This is a genomic window from Roseibium denhamense (assembly GCF_009711415.1).
Lineage (GTDB): Bacteria > Pseudomonadota > Alphaproteobacteria > Rhizobiales > Stappiaceae > Roseibium > Roseibium denhamense.
Genome location: NZ_SMLZ01000072.1, coordinates 1 through 16306, shown reverse-complemented (window position 1 = coordinate 16306; position 16306 = coordinate 1). Strand labels below are relative to the sequence as shown.

Genomic DNA, 16306 nt, shown 5'->3' with positions numbered 1-16306 from the left:
CAGAACCAATCAAAACCCATACCTTTGCCGCCCCGATCGGCGACACAATTTACTATAGTATGTCCGCCTCGGGAAACACGCTGTCCTTCAGCGTAGGGTCCGTTGTTGGGGTTGTGATCGGGGCGTTCCTCGGCTCGTTCTCGAAAGGCCATTTTCGGTGGGAAGCCTGCGAGGATCCGCGCGAGTTACGACGCCAGATCACAGGCGCAGCCATCATGGGGCCCGGCGCGATACTGGCCATCGGCTGCAGCGTTGGTCAGGGCATTTCGGCATTCTCGGTGCTTGCCTACAGCGCTCCGATCACCTTTATGGCCATTTTTGCCGGGGCTGCGATCGGGCTAAAACAACTTATTACCGGTTTCGTTCCAGCCGAGTGATCCATCTCGCGTGCTATCATCCGCACCAAGGCCTGTGGGTTGCCTAACAACGTACATTCGTATTTTCGCATTTTTTGATCTATTCTTGAGATCGGTCAATGCAGTTGCCTTCTGCCTTCCGGCACAGTCTTGCGATCTGGGATTGCTGCCCGTATAGCCCCTGCCGCATCGGATTGAAAATGGACTTGACCGCGCTTCTTGACCGGCTCTCTGAGCCCACACTACTTGTTTTGGGCGGTTTGACTGTTGGTGGCCTGTTCGGCGCCTTGGCACAGCAGAGCCGCTTTTGCCTGCGGGCAGCGGCGCTGGAGTTTTCCCGCCGGAGACCGTCCGATCGCCTACCAATCTGGTTGCTCGCCTTTTCAAGCGCTGTTCTGGCAACGCAACTGATAACGCAATTCGGGCAAATTGATGTGCAGGAAACCCGCCAACTGGCATCGCCGCAAAGCCTTTCCGGCGCATTGATCGGCGGATCAATGTTCGGAACCGGGATGGTTTTGGCACGGGGATGTGCGAGCCGCCTTCTGGTTCTCTCCGCAACTGGAAACCTCAGGGCCTTGTTGTCAGGCTTGGTGTTCGCCGTGGTCGCCCAGGCCAGCTTGCATGGCATTTTTAAACCCATTCGGGACTGGCTGTCTGGTCTGTGGACGACAAACGACATTGGTGGCAATGACCTGACTTCCTTTCTCGGAATGACCGAAGCAACCGTCTTTCTGTTCGGCGGGCTATGGTTTATTGCCGGAGTGGTGTTTGCCGTTCGAAACAGAAGTTCGTTCTGGCACATGGTCACAGCCGTCGGCGTCGGACTGACCATCCCGCTAGCACTGTGGTTCACGACGTCCATGTCGCGGCAGGCCTTCGATCCGGTTTCGATTGACGGAGTGACCTTTACCGGACCATCAGCTGACATGCTGATGCTATTCCTGTCTGCGCCGTTTGAGACAATCGACTTCAACACTGGACTGGTGCCGGGCGTGTTCCTGGGGTCTTTCCTGGCTGCCTTGATCACTCGGCAATTGCTGCTTCAGGGCTTTGAAAGCGGTTCGTCCATGGCACGGTATCTCAGTGGCGCGGCGCTGATGGGATTTGGCGGCATGCTGGCGGGCGGCTGCGCCGTTGGTGCAGGGATCACCGGCGCTTCTCTCTTTGCCATGACGGCTTGGCTGACCCTGATCGGCATCTGGTTGTCTGCGGTCATCACTGACCATTTGCTCGAAAACGCACCGCGCGTAACATCAATTCCGCTCAATGCTCTTGGAAATGGAACGCGATCTGCGCAATAAGTCCTAATCGACTTTTAGCCTCTCACAAGCTCCTCTGCCAGCACCACCACCAGGTCCCACCCAAGACGGGAAGTCACTTGGCGGGCCTAGACCGTAAGTGTTGGGCCGGAAATGGCTCGTCAGGTTCTTTTTAAATGTCGGCATTTGATCCAATGGACCCTAACCTGCTCCCCTGTTTGTTTTGCTTCCGGTCATTCTTTTCGATTGCAGCGAAAGTCCGCAATCCGCTCATTCCGGGAGAGGACTTTCTGGCCACTGCGGATATTGCTCGTGGACTCATTCAATGGCGGCTTCGCGCCCGCATTCTGGTCGTTTGCTGCATTGAACCATGAGCCCAACTGCAGACACCAGTCTAAGGAACGCCAAATTGGCAGGAAGTGAGTTAAGCGGACAGTCTTTTGCAGCCAAAGAATTGTCCGCTTTTTAGTAAGGGCTCAGCACATACCGCTTTTCGTTGAACAGGCCCTCAAGCCAAGTCTAAAACGACATGACGCGCGTGTTGTCTGCCATGATGGCAGCGGCCATTGCGGGCGGCTTGGCGACGGTGATCCCATCCAGAAGCGCGTCCGGCCCAGCCCCCTTGTTGGGAAGGTAGATCGCGCAGACTTCAACTTTGCCACCAGCTTGCATGATTTTCTGCATCAGACCCTGCGGGCTCATGTCTTTCGGTGCCTGACCGGTTGTCGCGCTGGCGGGGGCGTCTTTGAGGGCCAAATCGCCAGCCGGGCCACACAACAGGATCTGGGCAGATTTTTCTTGCTGGATTGACTGCATGGTCAGCACCATAGCCATCAGTTGGGTTTGCGGCTCGGGCGCGGTCAGGATCGTGATCAATTTGTCTGGCCCCTCGGCCTTAACCGGTGCGAGGGCAAGCAGGAAGCTTCCTGTAAGAGCGGCTACAAGAATTTTCAGTTTCATCGGTTTCTCCTTTTCAAAGTCTGATTATTCTGGACGGCAGATTTCCTTGCGGGCGATCGCTTGTGCTGTGCGCACCAAAAGAAGGATGATGATCGCCATCAGTAGAGCCAGCACGCCGGTGCCGAGCACGCGGTAAGCGCCGGATCCGGTATGCTCGGCATGGACAAAGCTCGCGATCGACAGTGCTGCGACCGGAAAGGACAACGCCCACCAGGACAAGGCGAACGGGATTCTGTGGAACCGCTGCACCTGCGTCACGACGATCAGGAAAAAAACATAACCGAGGCTAAGGAGGATTTGCCCGAACGGTCCTGGATCCGGCACCAGATGGCTCCAGGCCACATAGGCAACAGCCGGCGGGGCAATCAGGATGGTCAGCGTCGGCACAAGCCGTCCCGGCAAGGGATCATGAAAAACCAGGCGGTTCATGACCAGGGTCAAAAGCACTAGCCAGAACAGAAGGCCTGCGGAGAAGAACAGCCACGACAGGTCGGCATAGCCCAGCTCGGCCCCGGCCACCGGCACCAGCACATTGCCAACCGCGGGAATGAACCAGGCCGGCGACAAATGCGGTGTCTGGAAGGGGCGATGGCTGATCCAGCTTCCGATCACGGCCAGCGACAGCCCCCCTTGTACGCTCACACCAATCAGCCAAATCGCCTCGGCTGCGACCGGAAAAAGCGGCAGGAGCGCCGTTGCCAGCAGGATCGTCGAGATGGAGATGGCCGGGAAGAAGGCAACCCTGACCGGATGGTTCCACTCGCCAACCACCGCAGACGGAATGCGGATCGCTTTGGCCAGATAGCCTGCCGCAATGGCGGCCAGCAGCAGACAGGAAACGGCCAGCGCGATTTCGGACAAGGGCGCAGTAACGCCCCACGCCCGTTCAGCGCCGCGCAAAGCCAGCGTTAGTCCCAGCAGGCCCATTCCGATGGCAAAGAAGGTGACGGGATAATGCTCCAGACGGGTCAGGGCCCCGTCCGGAAGCTGGGTGTCCGGGGTGGCGGCTGTCATGGTTCGCCTCACCAGCACTGCAGCGGCTTGCCACGGATCAGAGACTGAAGCGTGTAGACCAGAATTGCCATTCCGATAGCGCCAACCGCCCCAACGGCGAGATAGACAATCACGTCGATCGGGCCGCCCAGATCGCTTATGCCCGAATGGGTCATCACCTGCACAAACCAGATCGCGGCCACGGCCCCGACCGGCATCGACAGTTGTGCAAGTAGAAACTTGCGCATGGACATCGACCGGTCGCGGATCAGGACATAGAAATAGGCGATGGTGATCGCGATCGCGGCAGCCACCATGGCCCAGAACACAATCGGTCCGAATATCTCCTCGAAAACGGCAATCATCATGCCGGGTGTCAGTTCTTGCATGAGATCGTTCCTCCTCTAATCAGTCGGCTGGGATTAGGCGCGGCCGCGCAGCATGGCGTTATAGGTTGCCTTGAGCGCGACCTCCTTCATCAGCCAGGAAACCCACAGCTCTTCCAGCGGCGCGATGAGGCCTGGAAAGGATGGTGTGAGATTGTTCTGGTAGTCGAACTCCACCAGCATGGCCCGGCCGATCTTGGTGATGAGAGGACAGGAGGTGTAACCGTTATAGGTTTGCGTGCCCTCCTTGCCCTGGATCTGCGCAACCAGGTGATCCTCGACAACAGGAACCTGCCATTTAACGCTGGCCGCGGTTTTCCCCTTGGGCACACCCGCCACATCGCCGACGGCAAAGACGTCCGAATAGCGGGAATGGCGCAAAGTGGTCTTGTCGACCTCGACCCAGCCTTCTCCGACCCACTTGCCCGTCTTCCAGGAGAGCGGGCTGTTTTTCACCACATCATGGGCGCGCATAGGCGGGATCACGTTGGTGAAATCGAAGCCGATTTCTCGTGGGCCGTCCGGGGTCTGGAAGGTCGCAACCTTTCGGCCCGGATCTATGGCCGTCATGACATGGTCGTAGACACTCTTGACCCCGCGCTCGTCATACAGCATCCGCACCTTCTCGTTCACGATGGGAACTGAGAAAAAGCTTCCGCTATCGGCAGCATAGAGCATTTCGACCTTGCCACGATTGCCTTTGCGCCGCGCGTAATCGTCGGTCAGGAAGGTGTATTTGAGGGGCGCACCGGCGCATTTCATTTCTGTTGCCGGACGTGTGAACAGGCCGACGCCTCCTTCATCGGTAAAGCGGTCCATGGCTGCCCAGGTTTTAGCGGCGAATTCCGGCCCGGCATAAACGGAGCCGATGCCGTTGGTGCCGATCAGATCCAGTGACATGCCGTCGATGGCCTCGTAATCAAGCTTGAGCCCGGTCGCGACAACCAGATAGTCATAGTCGAGTGTGGTTCCGCCGGTCGTCGTAACCGTTTTGGCGTCCGGGTCGATCTCTGCCGCGCTTTCTGCAATCCAGTTCACCGACTGCGGCAGCCAATCCGACGTCTTGGTCACAGAGTAGCCGGATGGCTTGAGACCGGCGGCAATCAACGTATAGCCAGGCTGATAGTAGTGATCCTGACGCGGGTCGAGCAACGTGATCTCAGCCCCATTGAGCCGGTCCGACAAGCGGTTGGCCAGCGCTGTCCCGGCGGCACCGGCCCCGAGAATGAGAAACTTGGCCTTGGTCTCGACTGGAGCGGCAGACGCGGGTTTGGCCGTCGAACCGGTCCCGATGCCCGCAGCACCGGCGCCGAGCGCGGTGAGCCTTAGAAAATTGCGCCGATTAACATGCGTGTTATGCATGGTGCACCCTCCCTGTAGCGGAGGCTTCACCCTTTGACTGTGCTTCAGCAAAGACGGCATTGTCTTGTTGCAGTTCAAGCCACATCGCATTCACGACGGCGAACATGGCGGCAGCGAACAACCCCAATATCCAAGCGAAATACCACATCGTTTCCTCCTCCTTTTTTAGTAAACTGTGTCCGTGTTGGACCGCACATCCTCTTCCGTGACCTTGCCCCACAGCACCTTGTAGACCCACGCGGTGTAGGCCAGGATCAGCGGCATGAAGATCACCGTCGCCACCAGCATGACAAACAAGGTCAGGTGCGATGACGAGCTGTCCCACACCGTGAGCGAGGAGTTCGGGTCGATCGACGAGGGCAGGATGAACGGGAACATGGTCAGCCCAACAGTTGAGATCATGCCCAGGATTGCGATCTTGGATGTGAGCAAGGTCGAGACTTCGCGCCCGGCCCGCAGCCCCAGAAAGGTCAGGGCCGCGCCGACAATTCCCAGAACCGGGGCGATCAAGATCCAAGGCCGGATAGCGTAGGCGGTCAGCCAGCTGCCGCCCTTTGCGACCTCTGAAAAGAGCGGGTTGGACGGGCCATCCGTCACACTGGGGCTTGTAAACGCATAGCCGTCCAACCCGATGGCCAGCCACAGACCGGCGAGGAGAAAGCCGAGCAAAGACCCGGCTGCCGCGTAGCTGCCTAAAACCCGCGCCCGCCCGGCGACGACACCGTCGGCCTTGAGCGACAGCCAGGCCCCGCCATGCATGATCAGCATGGTCAAGGATGTGAACCCGGTCATAAGCGCAAAAGGATTGAGAAGTCGAAAGAAAGAGCCCTCATAAAGTGGCATCAGATCTTCGGTGAACCGGAAGGGCACCCCTTGCAGGACATTGCCGACGGCCACGCCAAAAACAAGCGCCGGTACCGCACCGCCGATGAACAGGGCCCAGTCCCACGTCTGCCGCCACCGCGCGTCATCCCGTTTTGACCGGTACTTGAAGGCGACCGGCCGCAGGATAAGGGCGGCGAGCACAAGGAACATCGCCATGTAAAATCCGGAAAAGCTCACGGCATAGAGCGATGGCCAGGCGGCGAAAATCGCGCCGCCCCCGAGGATGAACCAGACCTGATTGCCTTCCCAGACCGGGCCGACCGTGTTGATGGCGACCCGGCGCTCGAGGTCGGTCTTCCCAACAAAAGGAAGCAGGGCGCCCACCCCCATGTCAAAGCCATCAGTCAGGGCAAAGCCGATCAACAGCACTCCCAGCAACAGCCACCAGATGACACGCAGGACTTCGAAATCGATGAGTTCGTGCAAGATCATGGAACTTACTCCGCAGGCTGGAGACCGGCTGCCGGAGCAGACCGTGAAGCTGAAGGGGCGGAACCAGCGACCGCTGGCATTTCCGGCACGTCGAGATAAGGTCCCTTGCGGATGTATTTGATCATCAGGCCCATCTCGATCAGGAAGAGAACGCTGTAGAGGGCAATGAAGCCGGCAAGCGTCATGGCGACCTGTGTGATGCTCAGGTGCGAGACGGAGAGCGCCGTCGGCAGAACACCGTCCACAGTCCAGGGCTGACGGCCATATTCGGCAACGAACCAGCCAAGTTCCGCCGCAATCCAGGGCGCCGGGATCATGATGACGGCCAGATAAAGCGCAGGGCGCGGAAAGGTCATCTTCTTAAAGCTTGCAACATAGAAGAAATAGGCCATGACACCGATGAAGGCGAAACCGAGACCGACCATGATGCGGAAGGCCCAGAACAGCGGCCAGACGGTCGGCACCGTATCTTCAGCCGCCTTGGCAATATCGGCTGCGGTGGCCTCCCGCGGATCATCCACATAGCGTTTCAGGAGATAGGCGAAACCGAGATCTTTGCCGTGCTGCTCGAACAGGGCAGTCGCGTCTGCCGGCGCATGGTTCGGGTCCTTGCGGATCTCCTTCAGCGCATCATAGGCAATGATCCCGGAGCGGATGCGTGTCTCCGCATCCTCGACCAGCTCGGCAATGCCCGGGATTTCATCGGTCAGCGAGCGCGTGCCGATCAATCCCATCGCATAAGGGATGTGCAGCGCATAATGCGTTTCGCGCGCCTCTTGGTCTGGAAAACCGAAGGCCGTGAACGACGCGGGCGCTGGCTCGGTCTCCCACATGGCCTCAATGGCGGCGAGCTTCATTTTCTGGGAATGGGTTACCGAATAGCCGCTTTCATCACCCAGCACGACCACCGACAGTGCCGAGGCCAGACCGAAACTCGCGGCCACGGCGATTGACCGGCGAGCCAACTCCGTATGACGGTCTTTCAGCAAATACCAGGCAGAGACACCCAGCACGAACACGGCGGCCGTCACATAACCGGCCGACACGGTGTGCACGAATTTCGCCTGTGCCACTTCGTTGAAGACAACATCGTAAAAACTCGTCATCTCCATCCGCATGGACAGCGGATTGAACTGGGCGCCGACCGGGTTTTGCATCCAGCCGTTGGCGATCAGGATCCACAGGGCTGAAAAATTGGACCCGATCGCGACCAGCCAGGTGACCGTCAGATGACCGACCTTGGACAGCTTGTCCCATCCAAAAAAGAACAGGCCGACAAAGGTCGCTTCCAAGAAGAAGGCCATCAGCCCCTCAACGGCTAGCGGCGCTCCGAATACGTCCCCGACATAGTGGCTGTAATAGCTCCAGTTCATGCCGAACTGGAATTCCATCGTGATCCCGGTCGCAACGCCCAGAACGAAGTTGATCCCGAACAAGGTGCCCCAGAACTTGGTCATCTGCCGCCAGATAGGACGGTTGGTCATGACATAGACCGTCTCCATGATGGCGACGAGGATCGAAAGACCAAGAGTCAAGGGCACGAAAAGGAAGTGATACATGGCTGTCATCGCAAATTGCAGGCGCGACAGCTCGACAACATCGAGTTCCATAGAAAGGCTCCGTTTGAATATGTATCTCAAATACATATTTAAGAACCTTGCTAGCACTCACCCAAAAATTAAGCTATACGTAAAAACATTCATATATACGAAAATATAAAGCCAAATTGACGCACTATGGCTTTCCGTTTGTTTTTATTGTTAAATCTTAAGACTAGCGCCACACTCTGGAAGGAGGTATATGTCGGCGTGGTGCCCTTCAAATATGTCAAAGGCTCAGGATTGTCTGAAATTTGCTCAAAATCCAGAAAAGATGTATCCAGTTTATGCATTTAGGAGAGAGGGAAACCATGCGCTTGACGACAAGAACAAATCTGGCCATGCGGACCCTTATGTTCTGCGGGGTTCATCCGCAAAAGGTCGTCACAAAGGGTGAGATCTCCAGAGCCTGTCATGCCAAGGAAACCCATATCGCCCAGGTGGTGAACCTCTTGTCACAAAAGGGATATCTGAAAACAACACGCGGCCGCGGTGGGGGGATCTTGCTGGCGCGGACCGCTTCGGAAATCAATGTCGGTGAGGTGATCCGGGCTTTCGAGGATACCACAGCCTTCGCCGAGTGTTTTCAAGGCGCGCAAAACACTTGCCCATTGACACCGGCCTGCCGTCTTAAATCGGCCTTGTCCGTTGCCCTCGGAGCTTTTTATGGCGCGCTCGACGGGCTCACACTGGAAGACCTTGTGGGCGGGAACTCCGCGCTTGCCGATCTGCTGGTCCTTGAGCCACCAGCAGGAGCCGTGGCCTGAATGCTTCACGCGTGCGAGGCGTTTTCACAGCTTCTTTGAGACCTTTACGGGCCAAAGGCTTCCCTCATCACCTCTGCCAAGCTCGCGATATCCTGTTTCCGGGAAGACTGCCTTCGGCACGCCAGCGCGACCGTCCGGGGCAAGGCGCCTTCTAACGGCACAAGCCTGACATCATATCCGTGCGTGACACCTGCGCGGATCGCCAGATCCGGGAGCAACGTCGTCCCAAGCCCTTCTGCCACCATCGCAACAAGGGTGGGCAGGCTCGTTGCCTCGAAACTGTGGTCCTGTGCCGGTCCGTCGTTGCCAAACGCAGACAACGCATGCCTTTGTAAGCAATGCCCCTTTTCCAGAAGCATCATCTCAAGCTGAGAAAGGTCGCTCTTGGAAAGGCACGCGCAAGCAGCCAGCTCGTGTGATGCCGGCACTGCGAGTTGATAGCCATCTTCAAACATCGGAAAAACAGCCAAATCACCCAAATCATACGGCAAGGCGATCAAAATGGCGTCGAGCTGCCCAACTTGAAGTGCTGGAATTAGGTCATCTGTCACCCCCTCGCGGAGGTACAGGCGCAGGTCTGGATACCGGATCCGAATATCCGGTAGAACCTTTGGCAGGAGGTACGGCGCCAGGGTCGGAATGGCCCCGACCCGGAAATCGCCGGACAAAAGCCCTTTCTGGCTGTGCGCATAGTCAACAAAAGCGCGGGCGTCGGACAGGATCGATCGTGCCCGTCGGGCCAGCTCCCGGCCGACCGGGGTGAGTTGCACACTGCGCTTGGTCCGTTCCGCAACACGAATACCAAGCCCTGCCTCCAACTCCTTTATCCCCACACTCAAAGTGGACTGGGTCACGCGGCATCGCTCAGCCGCCCGACCGAAATGCACCTCTTCGTCAAGAGCTGCGAGAAACTCCAAATGCCGGATGTTTGGTCGATACATGAGAAGTTTAATCGAGATAATCGATCACAGTAGTTCCTTATATTCGTTTCTTTTTATTTTCAAAATCCTGCAAGTTCAAGCCACCAATCTCAAGTGATGGAGTAACCCATGACGAACCACCCTGAAATCCGTCCCGCTTTCCCGGAGTTGAACAAGGCAGCTCCAGCGTTCACTGCCCCAACAACACATGGGCAAATCAGCCTGTCTGACTATCGTGGAAAATGGCTGGTGCTTTTCTCCCATCCGGCCGACTTCACGCCCGTATGCACTACCGAATTTATCGGTTTTGCGCAGGCTAAGTCAGAGTTCGACCGGTTGAACTGTGCACTGCTCGGCTTGTCCATCGACAGCCACTACGCACACATAGCCTGGATGCGGAACATCGAAGAAAAATTCAATGTTGAGATTCCTTTCCCGATCATCGCGGATTTGTCAATGCAAGTCGCCAATGCTTACGGCATGATCCAGGTTGGCGCATCCGACACATCGGCTGTTCGTGCCACCTTCATTATCGACCCGGACGGCATCTTGAGAGCTATGGCCTACTATCCAATGACCAACGGCCGCTCGGTTGCCGAATTCGTCCGCCTGGTGGAGGCCTTGCAAATCTCCGACGCCAACAAGGTCGCAACACCGGAAAACTGGCAACCGGGCCAAGACGTCATAGTTCCGCCACCGGCAACCGCCGATCTCGCAAAGACACGGGCCGGGGAAGGCTACGACTACGTCGACTGGTACTTCTCCAAGCGGGCTCTGTAATCAAGCGACATCCGCAGACATGGCTGGCATAAAATCCAAATGGCTAAGCGCGGGCATTCAACAATCTAACGTTGGATGCCCGTTGAATGTCGCCATTTTCGGCAAAGGTTCTAAGACCTAACAGCAGCTATGCTAGTCCTACAGCCAAAACTCGCCATTCACTTACGGAACGTTTCAGCCATTGATATAACCCGCAGCGAAAGTCCAGAAGGAGCCCTTTTCCTCCGATGCTGCGGAGCGATCCAACGACTGCTTTAACAGCAAGGTTAACCCTAGCTTAGTCTTCCCATGGCGGGTTTTTACCGATCTGTTCGATCAGGAAATCCATAAACACCCGAGTTTTTGGGGAGAGAACATTGGTCTTGGGGTAGATCAGCCAGAGAACATTGCCCTCGTCCCCTTCGTAGTCTGGCAAGATGTGCATAAGCTGCCCAGAGGCAATCTCTTTATGCACGCTCCAGAGCGCATTGAGGGAAATGCCTGCACCAGCCATGGTTGCCTGTTTCTGGCTGAGCCCGTCATCGATGATCAACTGACTTTTTGCAGCGCCCGGGTTGAACTGGCCTGTCTGGCTATCTCCGGCCCTTAGAGAGCGAGGACGCTGATGCCGAAAGGCGATGAGCTTGTGATCGGCCAGTTCATCGGGGGATTGTGGCGTTCCGTGCGCAGCGATGTAGGACGGCGCTGCACAGAGAATGCGCCTGTCGTCAGCCAGTTTGCGGCCTTTCAGGCTGGTATCGAGCAGAGGCGCGTTGCGCAGGGCCAGGTCATAGCTGCCTTCGATCAGGTCGAGCTGCACGTCGGACAAGTGCAGATCCAGTGTCAGGTCAGGATGTTTGTCCAGGAACCTTGGCAGGATGGGCGCTATGTATAGCTGTGCAAACGTGCTGGGGGCCGCAAAGCGCAAGGTACCGCTGACATTTGCGGTGCCTTTGCCAAGAGCGGCCAACGCGGCCTCTTCCTGGGCGATCATCTCACGCGCGAAGGGCAGGAAGTCCGCCCCCTCGATGGATAGGGATACCTTACGCGTCGTGCGATGCAGCAGTTCGGCCCCGAGAGTGTGTTCCAGCTTGGCAAGTTTCGCGCTGGAAACCGCTGGGGCCATGCCGAGTCGGCGACCGGCAGCGCTAATGTTCAGCATGTCGGCTGCTAATACGAACAACCGCAAACCATCTGTATCAAGGCTCATTATATTCAAATCCCGAATTATGAATACAGATATATGCCGTTTATTTATCTAATGCCAGAAATCATATTTACCTTCATCGCAAGGTTGAAACCCCGAGGAGGCGACTGAGATGGTACGCACGGCAACGGTCAATTACCACGTCCACAAGGATGAACGGCAAGCGTTCGAACTGGACGCAAGTGGCATTATCGGCAACTTGATTTCGCCTGAGCTGGCAACGACACGCGTGAACCTATCTGATGTTCGAGTTGCTTCAAAACCTGTTGGCTTTGTGACCGACGCCGTGGAATTTGCCACCTATCCCAGTGCGGTGCGGGATTTTACCGGCGACGGCTGGCAGGAGATTTATGACCGCGAACTGACCCAACTGCTGACGGAAAAGCTGGGCGCGACAGAGGTTGTGATCTTTGATCGCACCGTGCGTGTGGATGATCCGGATGCGGTGCGTAAACCGGCGCGTAACGTGCATAGCGACTACAGTGAAGATGGCGCCAAGAAACGTCTGATAGACTTGTTGGGGCCTGAGACGGCAAAGGTTTGGGAAGGTGAACACTATGCCTTCATCAATGTCTGGCGGCCCGTGGAGCAGCCGATCAACAGTGCGCCGCTTGGTTTTGTACGCCCATCAAGCGTTGACCCAAAAGACTGGATTTTACTGGACCTGATTTATCCGGACCGCATGGGCCAAATCATGGGGCTTGTGGGCAACCCAGACCATGAATGGATTTATCAATCGGTTATGACACCGGATGAGGTTGCGTTTTTCAACATTTATGACAATCGCGGCCTGCCATCTGTCGCGCACAGTGCGCTGGACATGGTCGAGGACTCAAACCTAACCAGCATCCGCAAAAGCATCGAAAGCCGCACCTTGGTGCGCTACTGAGAAAGCAGCCACCATGTTCGATGATCAAGAAAACACGACCTTTCCGCACATCAACACGGGCTATAACACTGTCTTTCGGCCTGGCCGCCTGAGCATCGGGCTGGTCCTGCCGCTGGAATCCTATGCGGTTGGCCGAGAGCCGACGATGCATGGGCATATTGAGGCGGCGCAACTGGCCGAAGCTCTAGGGTTTTCCGCGTTATGGTTGCGGGATGTGCCTTTCAATGTGCCCAGCTTTGGGGATGCCGGGCAGATTTTTGACCCGTTTGTCTATCTGGGTGCGCTGGCCACGGCAACGGACCGCATAGCACTTGGCACTGCAAGCATCATTTTCCCCCTGCGCCATCCGGCCCATGTGGCCAAAGCCGCAGCAACAGCGGATGTACTGTCAGGCGGTCGGGTGCTGCTCGGGGTCGCATCCGGCGACAGGCCCGAGGAATATCCGGCACTGAACTGCAGTTACCCGGATCGCGGGGCCCAGTTTCGGGACAGCTTTGAGTACATCCGCGCGATGGCTGATCCCTATCCGCGCCATCAAAGTGACCAGGGACGTTTGTCGGGGGACATTGACCTGCTACCCAAACCGGTCGGTGGCCGCCTGCCACTTCTCATAACAGGGGGCAGTCAGCAATCACCGGACTGGGCGGCACAGAATGGTGACGGATGGATGACCTACCCGCGCGATGCGGCCTCGCAAGGGCGTGTGATCGCCGATTACCGGCAACGACTGGTCAAGTTGGGGCAACAAAATAAACCGGTGATGCAATCGCTTTATGTCGATCTGCTGAAAAAAGCCGATGCGCAACCCCGCCCTATTCACCTGGGTTTCCAGTCCGATACGTCATTCCTGCGCAACTATCTGCGTGACATCAAGGATTTGGGCGTCAACCATGTCGCTCTTAACCTTCGGTTCAACCAAGCCCCAATTGACGCCACTCTAAAGCAGCTGTCAGACGATCTGCTGCCCGACTTTCACTGAAGGATTCGACATATGACCAAGACCATTCTCATCACAGGCTCAACTGATGGCATTGGGCTGCTGACCGCCCGGAAACTGGCCGCCGACGGGCATCACGTTTTGCTGCATGGGCGCAGCCCCGCTAAGCTTGAGGCGGCGACAGAAAGCATCAACGGCACGGTGGAAAGCTATGCCGAGGATCTGTCGGACTTATCCGCGGTCAAGTCGCTGGCCTCTGATATCCTTAACAAACACGAAACCCTCGACGTGCTGATCAATAATGCAGGAGTTTTAAGAGCCTCAAACCCCGCATTGGAGAGCGGGTTTGATATCCGTTTTATGGTCAACACCTACGCGCCGTATCTGCTGACCGAGCTTTTACTGCCGATCATCCCGCAGGATGGCCGGGTGGTGAACCTGTCGTCAGCGGCGCAGGCCCCCGTTGATAAGGATGCCATGCTGGGTCAGCGTCGGCTGGATGAAATGGGCGCCTATGCACAAAGCAAACTGGCGATCACCATCTGGACCCGTGAATGGGCCAAGGCCCTGCCACAGGGACCTGCGATGATCGCGGTAAATCCCGGGTCGCTTCTGGCGTCGAAAATGGTGAAAGAAGGCTTTGGTGTCGCGGGCAAGGACATGAATATCGGTGCTGATATCCTGATCGAGGCCGCGCTTGGCCCCCGCTTCGCCGATGCGTCCGGCAAATACTTCGACAATGACAGCGGTACCTTCGCAAACCCGAATCCCGCAGCGCTTGATGATGCGCGTTCTGCGGATGTGATGGCAACGATCAAGACCATAATCGACCAGCAAAGCTAAGATCAGCGGCGCTCGCGCCGCCCGAAACCCCAACCAGTTTTACCCCACCCCCTCGCGTCACCGACGACGAGGCCAAGAAAGGATTGCCCAATGAAATATGAAAACTATCAAACCTTCGACGTGAAAGTCGAAAACGCTATCGCTACGGTGACGTTCGACTTCGGGTCAGTGAACGTGCAAGGCCAGGAAATGCTGGCTGATCTCAACAGCCTGGCGATGCGGCTGGAGCGAGACCGCGACACCAAGGTCGTTGTTTTTCAATCCGCAAACCCCGAAATTTGGGTTTGTCATTACGACACCGAGCTACTGAAGGACATGTCGACCGAGGCCGTATCACGAGAGGATGCCCGACTTTTGGATCTGCAGGCGGTGTGTGAGCGTATCAGCAAGGTACCGCAAGCCACGATTGCCAAGCTTGAAGGATTTGCGCGCGGCGGCGGGCACGAACTGGCGCTCGCACTCGACATGCGCTTTGCTGCGCGCGGAAAGTTCAAGTTCATGCAGATGGAAGTGGGCATGGGCATCCTGCCATGTGGCGGGGGTGCATCACGCATGGCGCGTCAAACCGGCCTTGGCCGCGCGCTCGAAATCATATTGAGCGCTCAGGATTACGATGCCGATGATGCCGAGCGCATGGGCACGATCAACAAGGCATTGGACCCGGATGAGATCGGGCCCTATGTCGACGCGTTGGCACGCCGTATCGCGCAGTTCCCGGCCGAATCTATCAATGTCTGCAAACAAATGGTCTATGAATCCATCGACAAGCCCATCGATGATGCGCTGAAGGCCGAAGCCTATTGGCTTTATCAGGCGACCAGCAAGACCCCCGCGATCAAGCGGTTCACCATCGCGGACGACCAGGCGCTTGAACATAACATCGAAAACCAGCGCAACTGGAACGAACTGGTCATGAAAGTTCAGGAGATTAACTGACGCATTTTTACGAGAAACAAGCTGGCCGCCTCGCTTTCGGGGCGGTCAGGTATAGAACTTGGCCCTATCATTAAACTTGTAAGCGGCTGCAGCAATGGGCCTTGTCACGGCAGCTGCCTCGCAAAAACATGCCACCGAAAACCAGACATTGGCGCAGCTGGGGCGAAATCACAGTTTGTCCGCATTGTTGCCGTTCATGCCCCTTGCCGCGAAGGCCGGCTTCCCTGCCCGTTAGTTACCGGGTCCACCAAGAACGAATTCAAACCAAAGCGCTAGCCTGTCGTCCCGGTCCCACAGCCTACTGACACCCGTTGTGGCGGCGCCACATGTCCGGATCGTGACCTTCCGGCACCCGCGCGCACGGATCGTCCGCGTAGCCACGCAAAATTTTGTATCGTTCGATTTGGACCTGGCTAAGTATCTCGGGTGTGGACAGGTGACGTGACAAATGAATGAACCGCAGTTCGGCTCTCGCCTGTGCTGCCTCTGCCAGAAGCTCGCGGAGCGCCTCTTCCTCCAGTTCCACACCTGCGAAGGCATTGCTCAATGCCGCTTCGGCCGAGATGAAACGCTCACCGGCAGCGATGGCGGCCGTGCGCATGTTTTCGTACATCAAGGCAATTGCATCGACTTGCTCGGCTGTCAGCTCCAACTCGTCCTTGTGTTCCAGAAGATGCGCAGGGCCGGGACGACCATTCAATTCTGCCGGAAGGGCAAGGCCCCACCCGCCGCCACGCCGTAGTTCTTCGATATCCTGATCCGAGAGACTCTTGATCTTACGTTCCTGGAAACCAGATAGAGTGCAATCACGTCT

Annotated in this window: 18 protein-coding genes; 8 read left to right on the top strand and 10 right to left on the bottom strand. The window is 57.0% G+C overall.

Annotated features, from left to right (window positions below; genetic code table 11):
- A partial coding sequence (locus tag E1180_RS00830; protein WP_155189191.1) for a YeeE/YedE thiosulfate transporter family protein occupies window positions 1–377 on the top strand: 377 nt, incomplete at its 5' end.
- Window positions 378–556: 179 nt separating this feature from the next.
- Window positions 557–1660: a YeeE/YedE family protein gene (locus E1180_RS00825; protein WP_155189190.1), complete on the top strand. Its 1104-nt coding sequence runs from the start codon at window positions 557–559 to the stop codon at window positions 1658–1660.
- Between the two features lie 477 nt (window positions 1661–2137).
- Here E1180_RS00825 and E1180_RS00820 read toward each other — a convergent pair whose 3' ends face one another.
- From E1180_RS00820 to E1180_RS00790, 7 genes are read right to left on the bottom strand one after another with little or no spacing between them, the layout of a single operon-like run.
- The gene (locus E1180_RS00820) at window positions 2138–2578 is read right to left on the bottom strand and encodes a DsrE family protein (protein ID WP_155189189.1); all 441 of its coding nucleotides are present in this window, start codon (window positions 2576–2578) and stop codon (window positions 2138–2140) included.
- 24 nt (window positions 2579–2602) lie between these two features.
- Window positions 2603–3592, bottom strand: coding sequence for an SLAC1 anion channel family protein (locus E1180_RS00815; protein WP_155189188.1), 990 nt, complete (start codon window positions 3590–3592; stop codon window positions 2603–2605).
- An 8-nt stretch (window positions 3593–3600) separates the two neighbouring features.
- The gene (locus E1180_RS00810) at window positions 3601–3960 is read right to left on the bottom strand and encodes a DUF5368 domain-containing protein (RefSeq protein WP_155189187.1); all 360 of its coding nucleotides are present in this window, start codon (window positions 3958–3960) and stop codon (window positions 3601–3603) included.
- A 33-nt stretch (window positions 3961–3993) separates the two neighbouring features.
- Window positions 3994–5319 (bottom strand): NAD(P)/FAD-dependent oxidoreductase, encoded by a 1326-nt coding sequence (locus tag E1180_RS00805; RefSeq protein ID WP_155189186.1) that lies wholly within the window; start codon window positions 5317–5319, stop codon window positions 3994–3996.
- Complete coding sequence (gene cydX / locus E1180_RS00800) at window positions 5312–5467, bottom strand: cytochrome bd-I oxidase subunit CydX (RefSeq protein WP_155189185.1); 156 nt, start codon at window positions 5465–5467, stop codon at window positions 5312–5314. The genes E1180_RS00805 and cydX overlap by 8 nt, the downstream gene beginning before the upstream one ends.
- Before the next feature lie 17 nt (window positions 5468–5484).
- Window positions 5485–6636: a cytochrome d ubiquinol oxidase subunit II gene (gene cydB / locus E1180_RS00795; protein ID WP_155189184.1), complete on the bottom strand. Its 1152-nt coding sequence runs from the start codon at window positions 6634–6636 to the stop codon at window positions 5485–5487.
- Window positions 6637–6641: 5 nt separating this feature from the next.
- Entirely contained in the window at window positions 6642–8246 is a 1605-nt protein-coding gene (locus E1180_RS00790; protein WP_155189183.1) for a cytochrome ubiquinol oxidase subunit I, read from the bottom strand.
- 299 nt (window positions 8247–8545) lie between these two features.
- Here E1180_RS00790 and E1180_RS00785 point away from each other — a divergent pair, with 299 nt between their 5' ends.
- Window positions 8546–9001 carry an RrF2 family transcriptional regulator gene (locus E1180_RS00785; protein WP_155189182.1) on the top strand — a complete coding sequence of 152 codons (456 nt, stop codon included), beginning with the start codon at window positions 8546–8548 and terminating at the stop codon, window positions 8999–9001.
- Window positions 9002–9045: 44 nt separating this feature from the next.
- Here E1180_RS00785 and E1180_RS00780 read toward each other — a convergent pair whose 3' ends face one another.
- A complete protein-coding gene (locus E1180_RS00780) occupies window positions 9046–9942 on the bottom strand; it encodes a hydrogen peroxide-inducible genes activator (RefSeq protein ID WP_155189181.1) in 897 nt (298 codons plus the stop codon).
- A 108-nt stretch (window positions 9943–10050) separates the two neighbouring features.
- Here E1180_RS00780 and E1180_RS00775 point away from each other — a divergent pair, with 108 nt between their 5' ends.
- The gene (locus tag E1180_RS00775) at window positions 10051–10701 is read left to right on the top strand and encodes a peroxiredoxin (protein WP_155189180.1); all 651 of its coding nucleotides are present in this window, start codon (window positions 10051–10053) and stop codon (window positions 10699–10701) included.
- Window positions 10702–10978: 277 nt separating this feature from the next.
- Here E1180_RS00775 and E1180_RS00770 read toward each other — a convergent pair whose 3' ends face one another.
- Complete coding sequence (locus E1180_RS00770) at window positions 10979–11890, bottom strand: LysR family transcriptional regulator (protein ID WP_155189179.1); 912 nt, start codon at window positions 11888–11890, stop codon at window positions 10979–10981.
- Window positions 11891–11999: 109 nt separating this feature from the next.
- Here E1180_RS00770 and E1180_RS00765 point away from each other — a divergent pair, with 109 nt between their 5' ends.
- From E1180_RS00765 to E1180_RS00750, 4 genes are all read left to right on the top strand, one after another.
- Window positions 12000–12776, top strand: a complete 777-nt coding sequence (locus E1180_RS00765) for a CmcJ/NvfI family oxidoreductase (protein WP_155189178.1) — start codon at window positions 12000–12002, stop codon at window positions 12774–12776.
- A 13-nt stretch (window positions 12777–12789) separates the two neighbouring features.
- A complete protein-coding gene (locus tag E1180_RS00760; RefSeq protein WP_155189177.1) occupies window positions 12790–13755 on the top strand; it encodes an LLM class oxidoreductase in 966 nt (321 codons plus the stop codon).
- A 12-nt stretch (window positions 13756–13767) separates the two neighbouring features.
- The gene (locus tag E1180_RS00755) at window positions 13768–14556 is read left to right on the top strand and encodes an SDR family NAD(P)-dependent oxidoreductase (RefSeq protein WP_155189176.1); all 789 of its coding nucleotides are present in this window, start codon (window positions 13768–13770) and stop codon (window positions 14554–14556) included.
- Window positions 14557–14646: 90 nt separating this feature from the next.
- Window positions 14647–15492, top strand: a complete 846-nt coding sequence (locus E1180_RS00750; protein ID WP_155189175.1) for an enoyl-CoA hydratase/isomerase family protein — start codon at window positions 14647–14649, stop codon at window positions 15490–15492.
- Between the two features lie 298 nt (window positions 15493–15790).
- Here the strand turns inward: E1180_RS00750 and E1180_RS22010 are convergent.
- Window positions 15791–16306, bottom strand: a 516-nt coding sequence (locus E1180_RS22010) for a hypothetical protein (protein ID WP_196220487.1), incomplete at its 5' end; no start/stop codon positions are given.

Bases quoted from the DNA above. Each gene is read 5' to 3' on its own strand.
- E1180_RS00780 (WP_155189181.1), bottom strand. From the start codon at position 9,942: ATGTATCGACCAAACATCCGGCATTTGGAGTTTCTCGCAGCTCTTGAC.
- E1180_RS00755 (WP_155189176.1), top strand. From the start codon at position 13,768: ATGACCAAGACCATTCTCATCACAGGCTCAACTGATGGCATTGGGCTG.
- E1180_RS00775 (WP_155189180.1), top strand. From the start codon at position 10,051: ATGACGAACCACCCTGAAATCCGTCCCGCTTTCCCGGAGTTGAACAAG.
- cydX (WP_155189185.1), bottom strand. From the start codon at position 5,467: ATGTGGTATTTCGCTTGGATATTGGGGTTGTTCGCTGCCGCCATGTTC.
- cydB (WP_155189184.1), bottom strand. From the start codon at position 6,636: ATGATCTTGCACGAACTCATCGATTTCGAAGTCCTGCGTGTCATCTGG.
- E1180_RS00760 (WP_155189177.1), top strand. From the start codon at position 12,790: ATGTTCGATGATCAAGAAAACACGACCTTTCCGCACATCAACACGGGC.
- E1180_RS00815 (WP_155189188.1), bottom strand. From the start codon at position 3,592: ATGACAGCCGCCACCCCGGACACCCAGCTTCCGGACGGGGCCCTGACC.
- E1180_RS00805 (WP_155189186.1), bottom strand. From the start codon at position 5,319: ATGCATAACACGCATGTTAATCGGCGCAATTTTCTAAGGCTCACCGCG.
- E1180_RS00790 (WP_155189183.1), bottom strand. From the start codon at position 8,246: ATGGAACTCGATGTTGTCGAGCTGTCGCGCCTGCAATTTGCGATGACA.
- E1180_RS00820 (WP_155189189.1), bottom strand. From the start codon at position 2,578: ATGAAACTGAAAATTCTTGTAGCCGCTCTTACAGGAAGCTTCCTGCTT.
- E1180_RS00785 (WP_155189182.1), top strand. From the start codon at position 8,546: ATGCGCTTGACGACAAGAACAAATCTGGCCATGCGGACCCTTATGTTC.
- E1180_RS00765 (WP_155189178.1), top strand. From the start codon at position 12,000: ATGGTACGCACGGCAACGGTCAATTACCACGTCCACAAGGATGAACGG.
- E1180_RS00810 (WP_155189187.1), bottom strand. From the start codon at position 3,960: ATGCAAGAACTGACACCCGGCATGATGATTGCCGTTTTCGAGGAGATA.
- E1180_RS00770 (WP_155189179.1), bottom strand. From the start codon at position 11,890: ATGAGCCTTGATACAGATGGTTTGCGGTTGTTCGTATTAGCAGCCGAC.
- E1180_RS00750 (WP_155189175.1), top strand. From the start codon at position 14,647: ATGAAATATGAAAACTATCAAACCTTCGACGTGAAAGTCGAAAACGCT.
- E1180_RS00825 (WP_155189190.1), top strand. From the start codon at position 557: ATGGACTTGACCGCGCTTCTTGACCGGCTCTCTGAGCCCACACTACTT.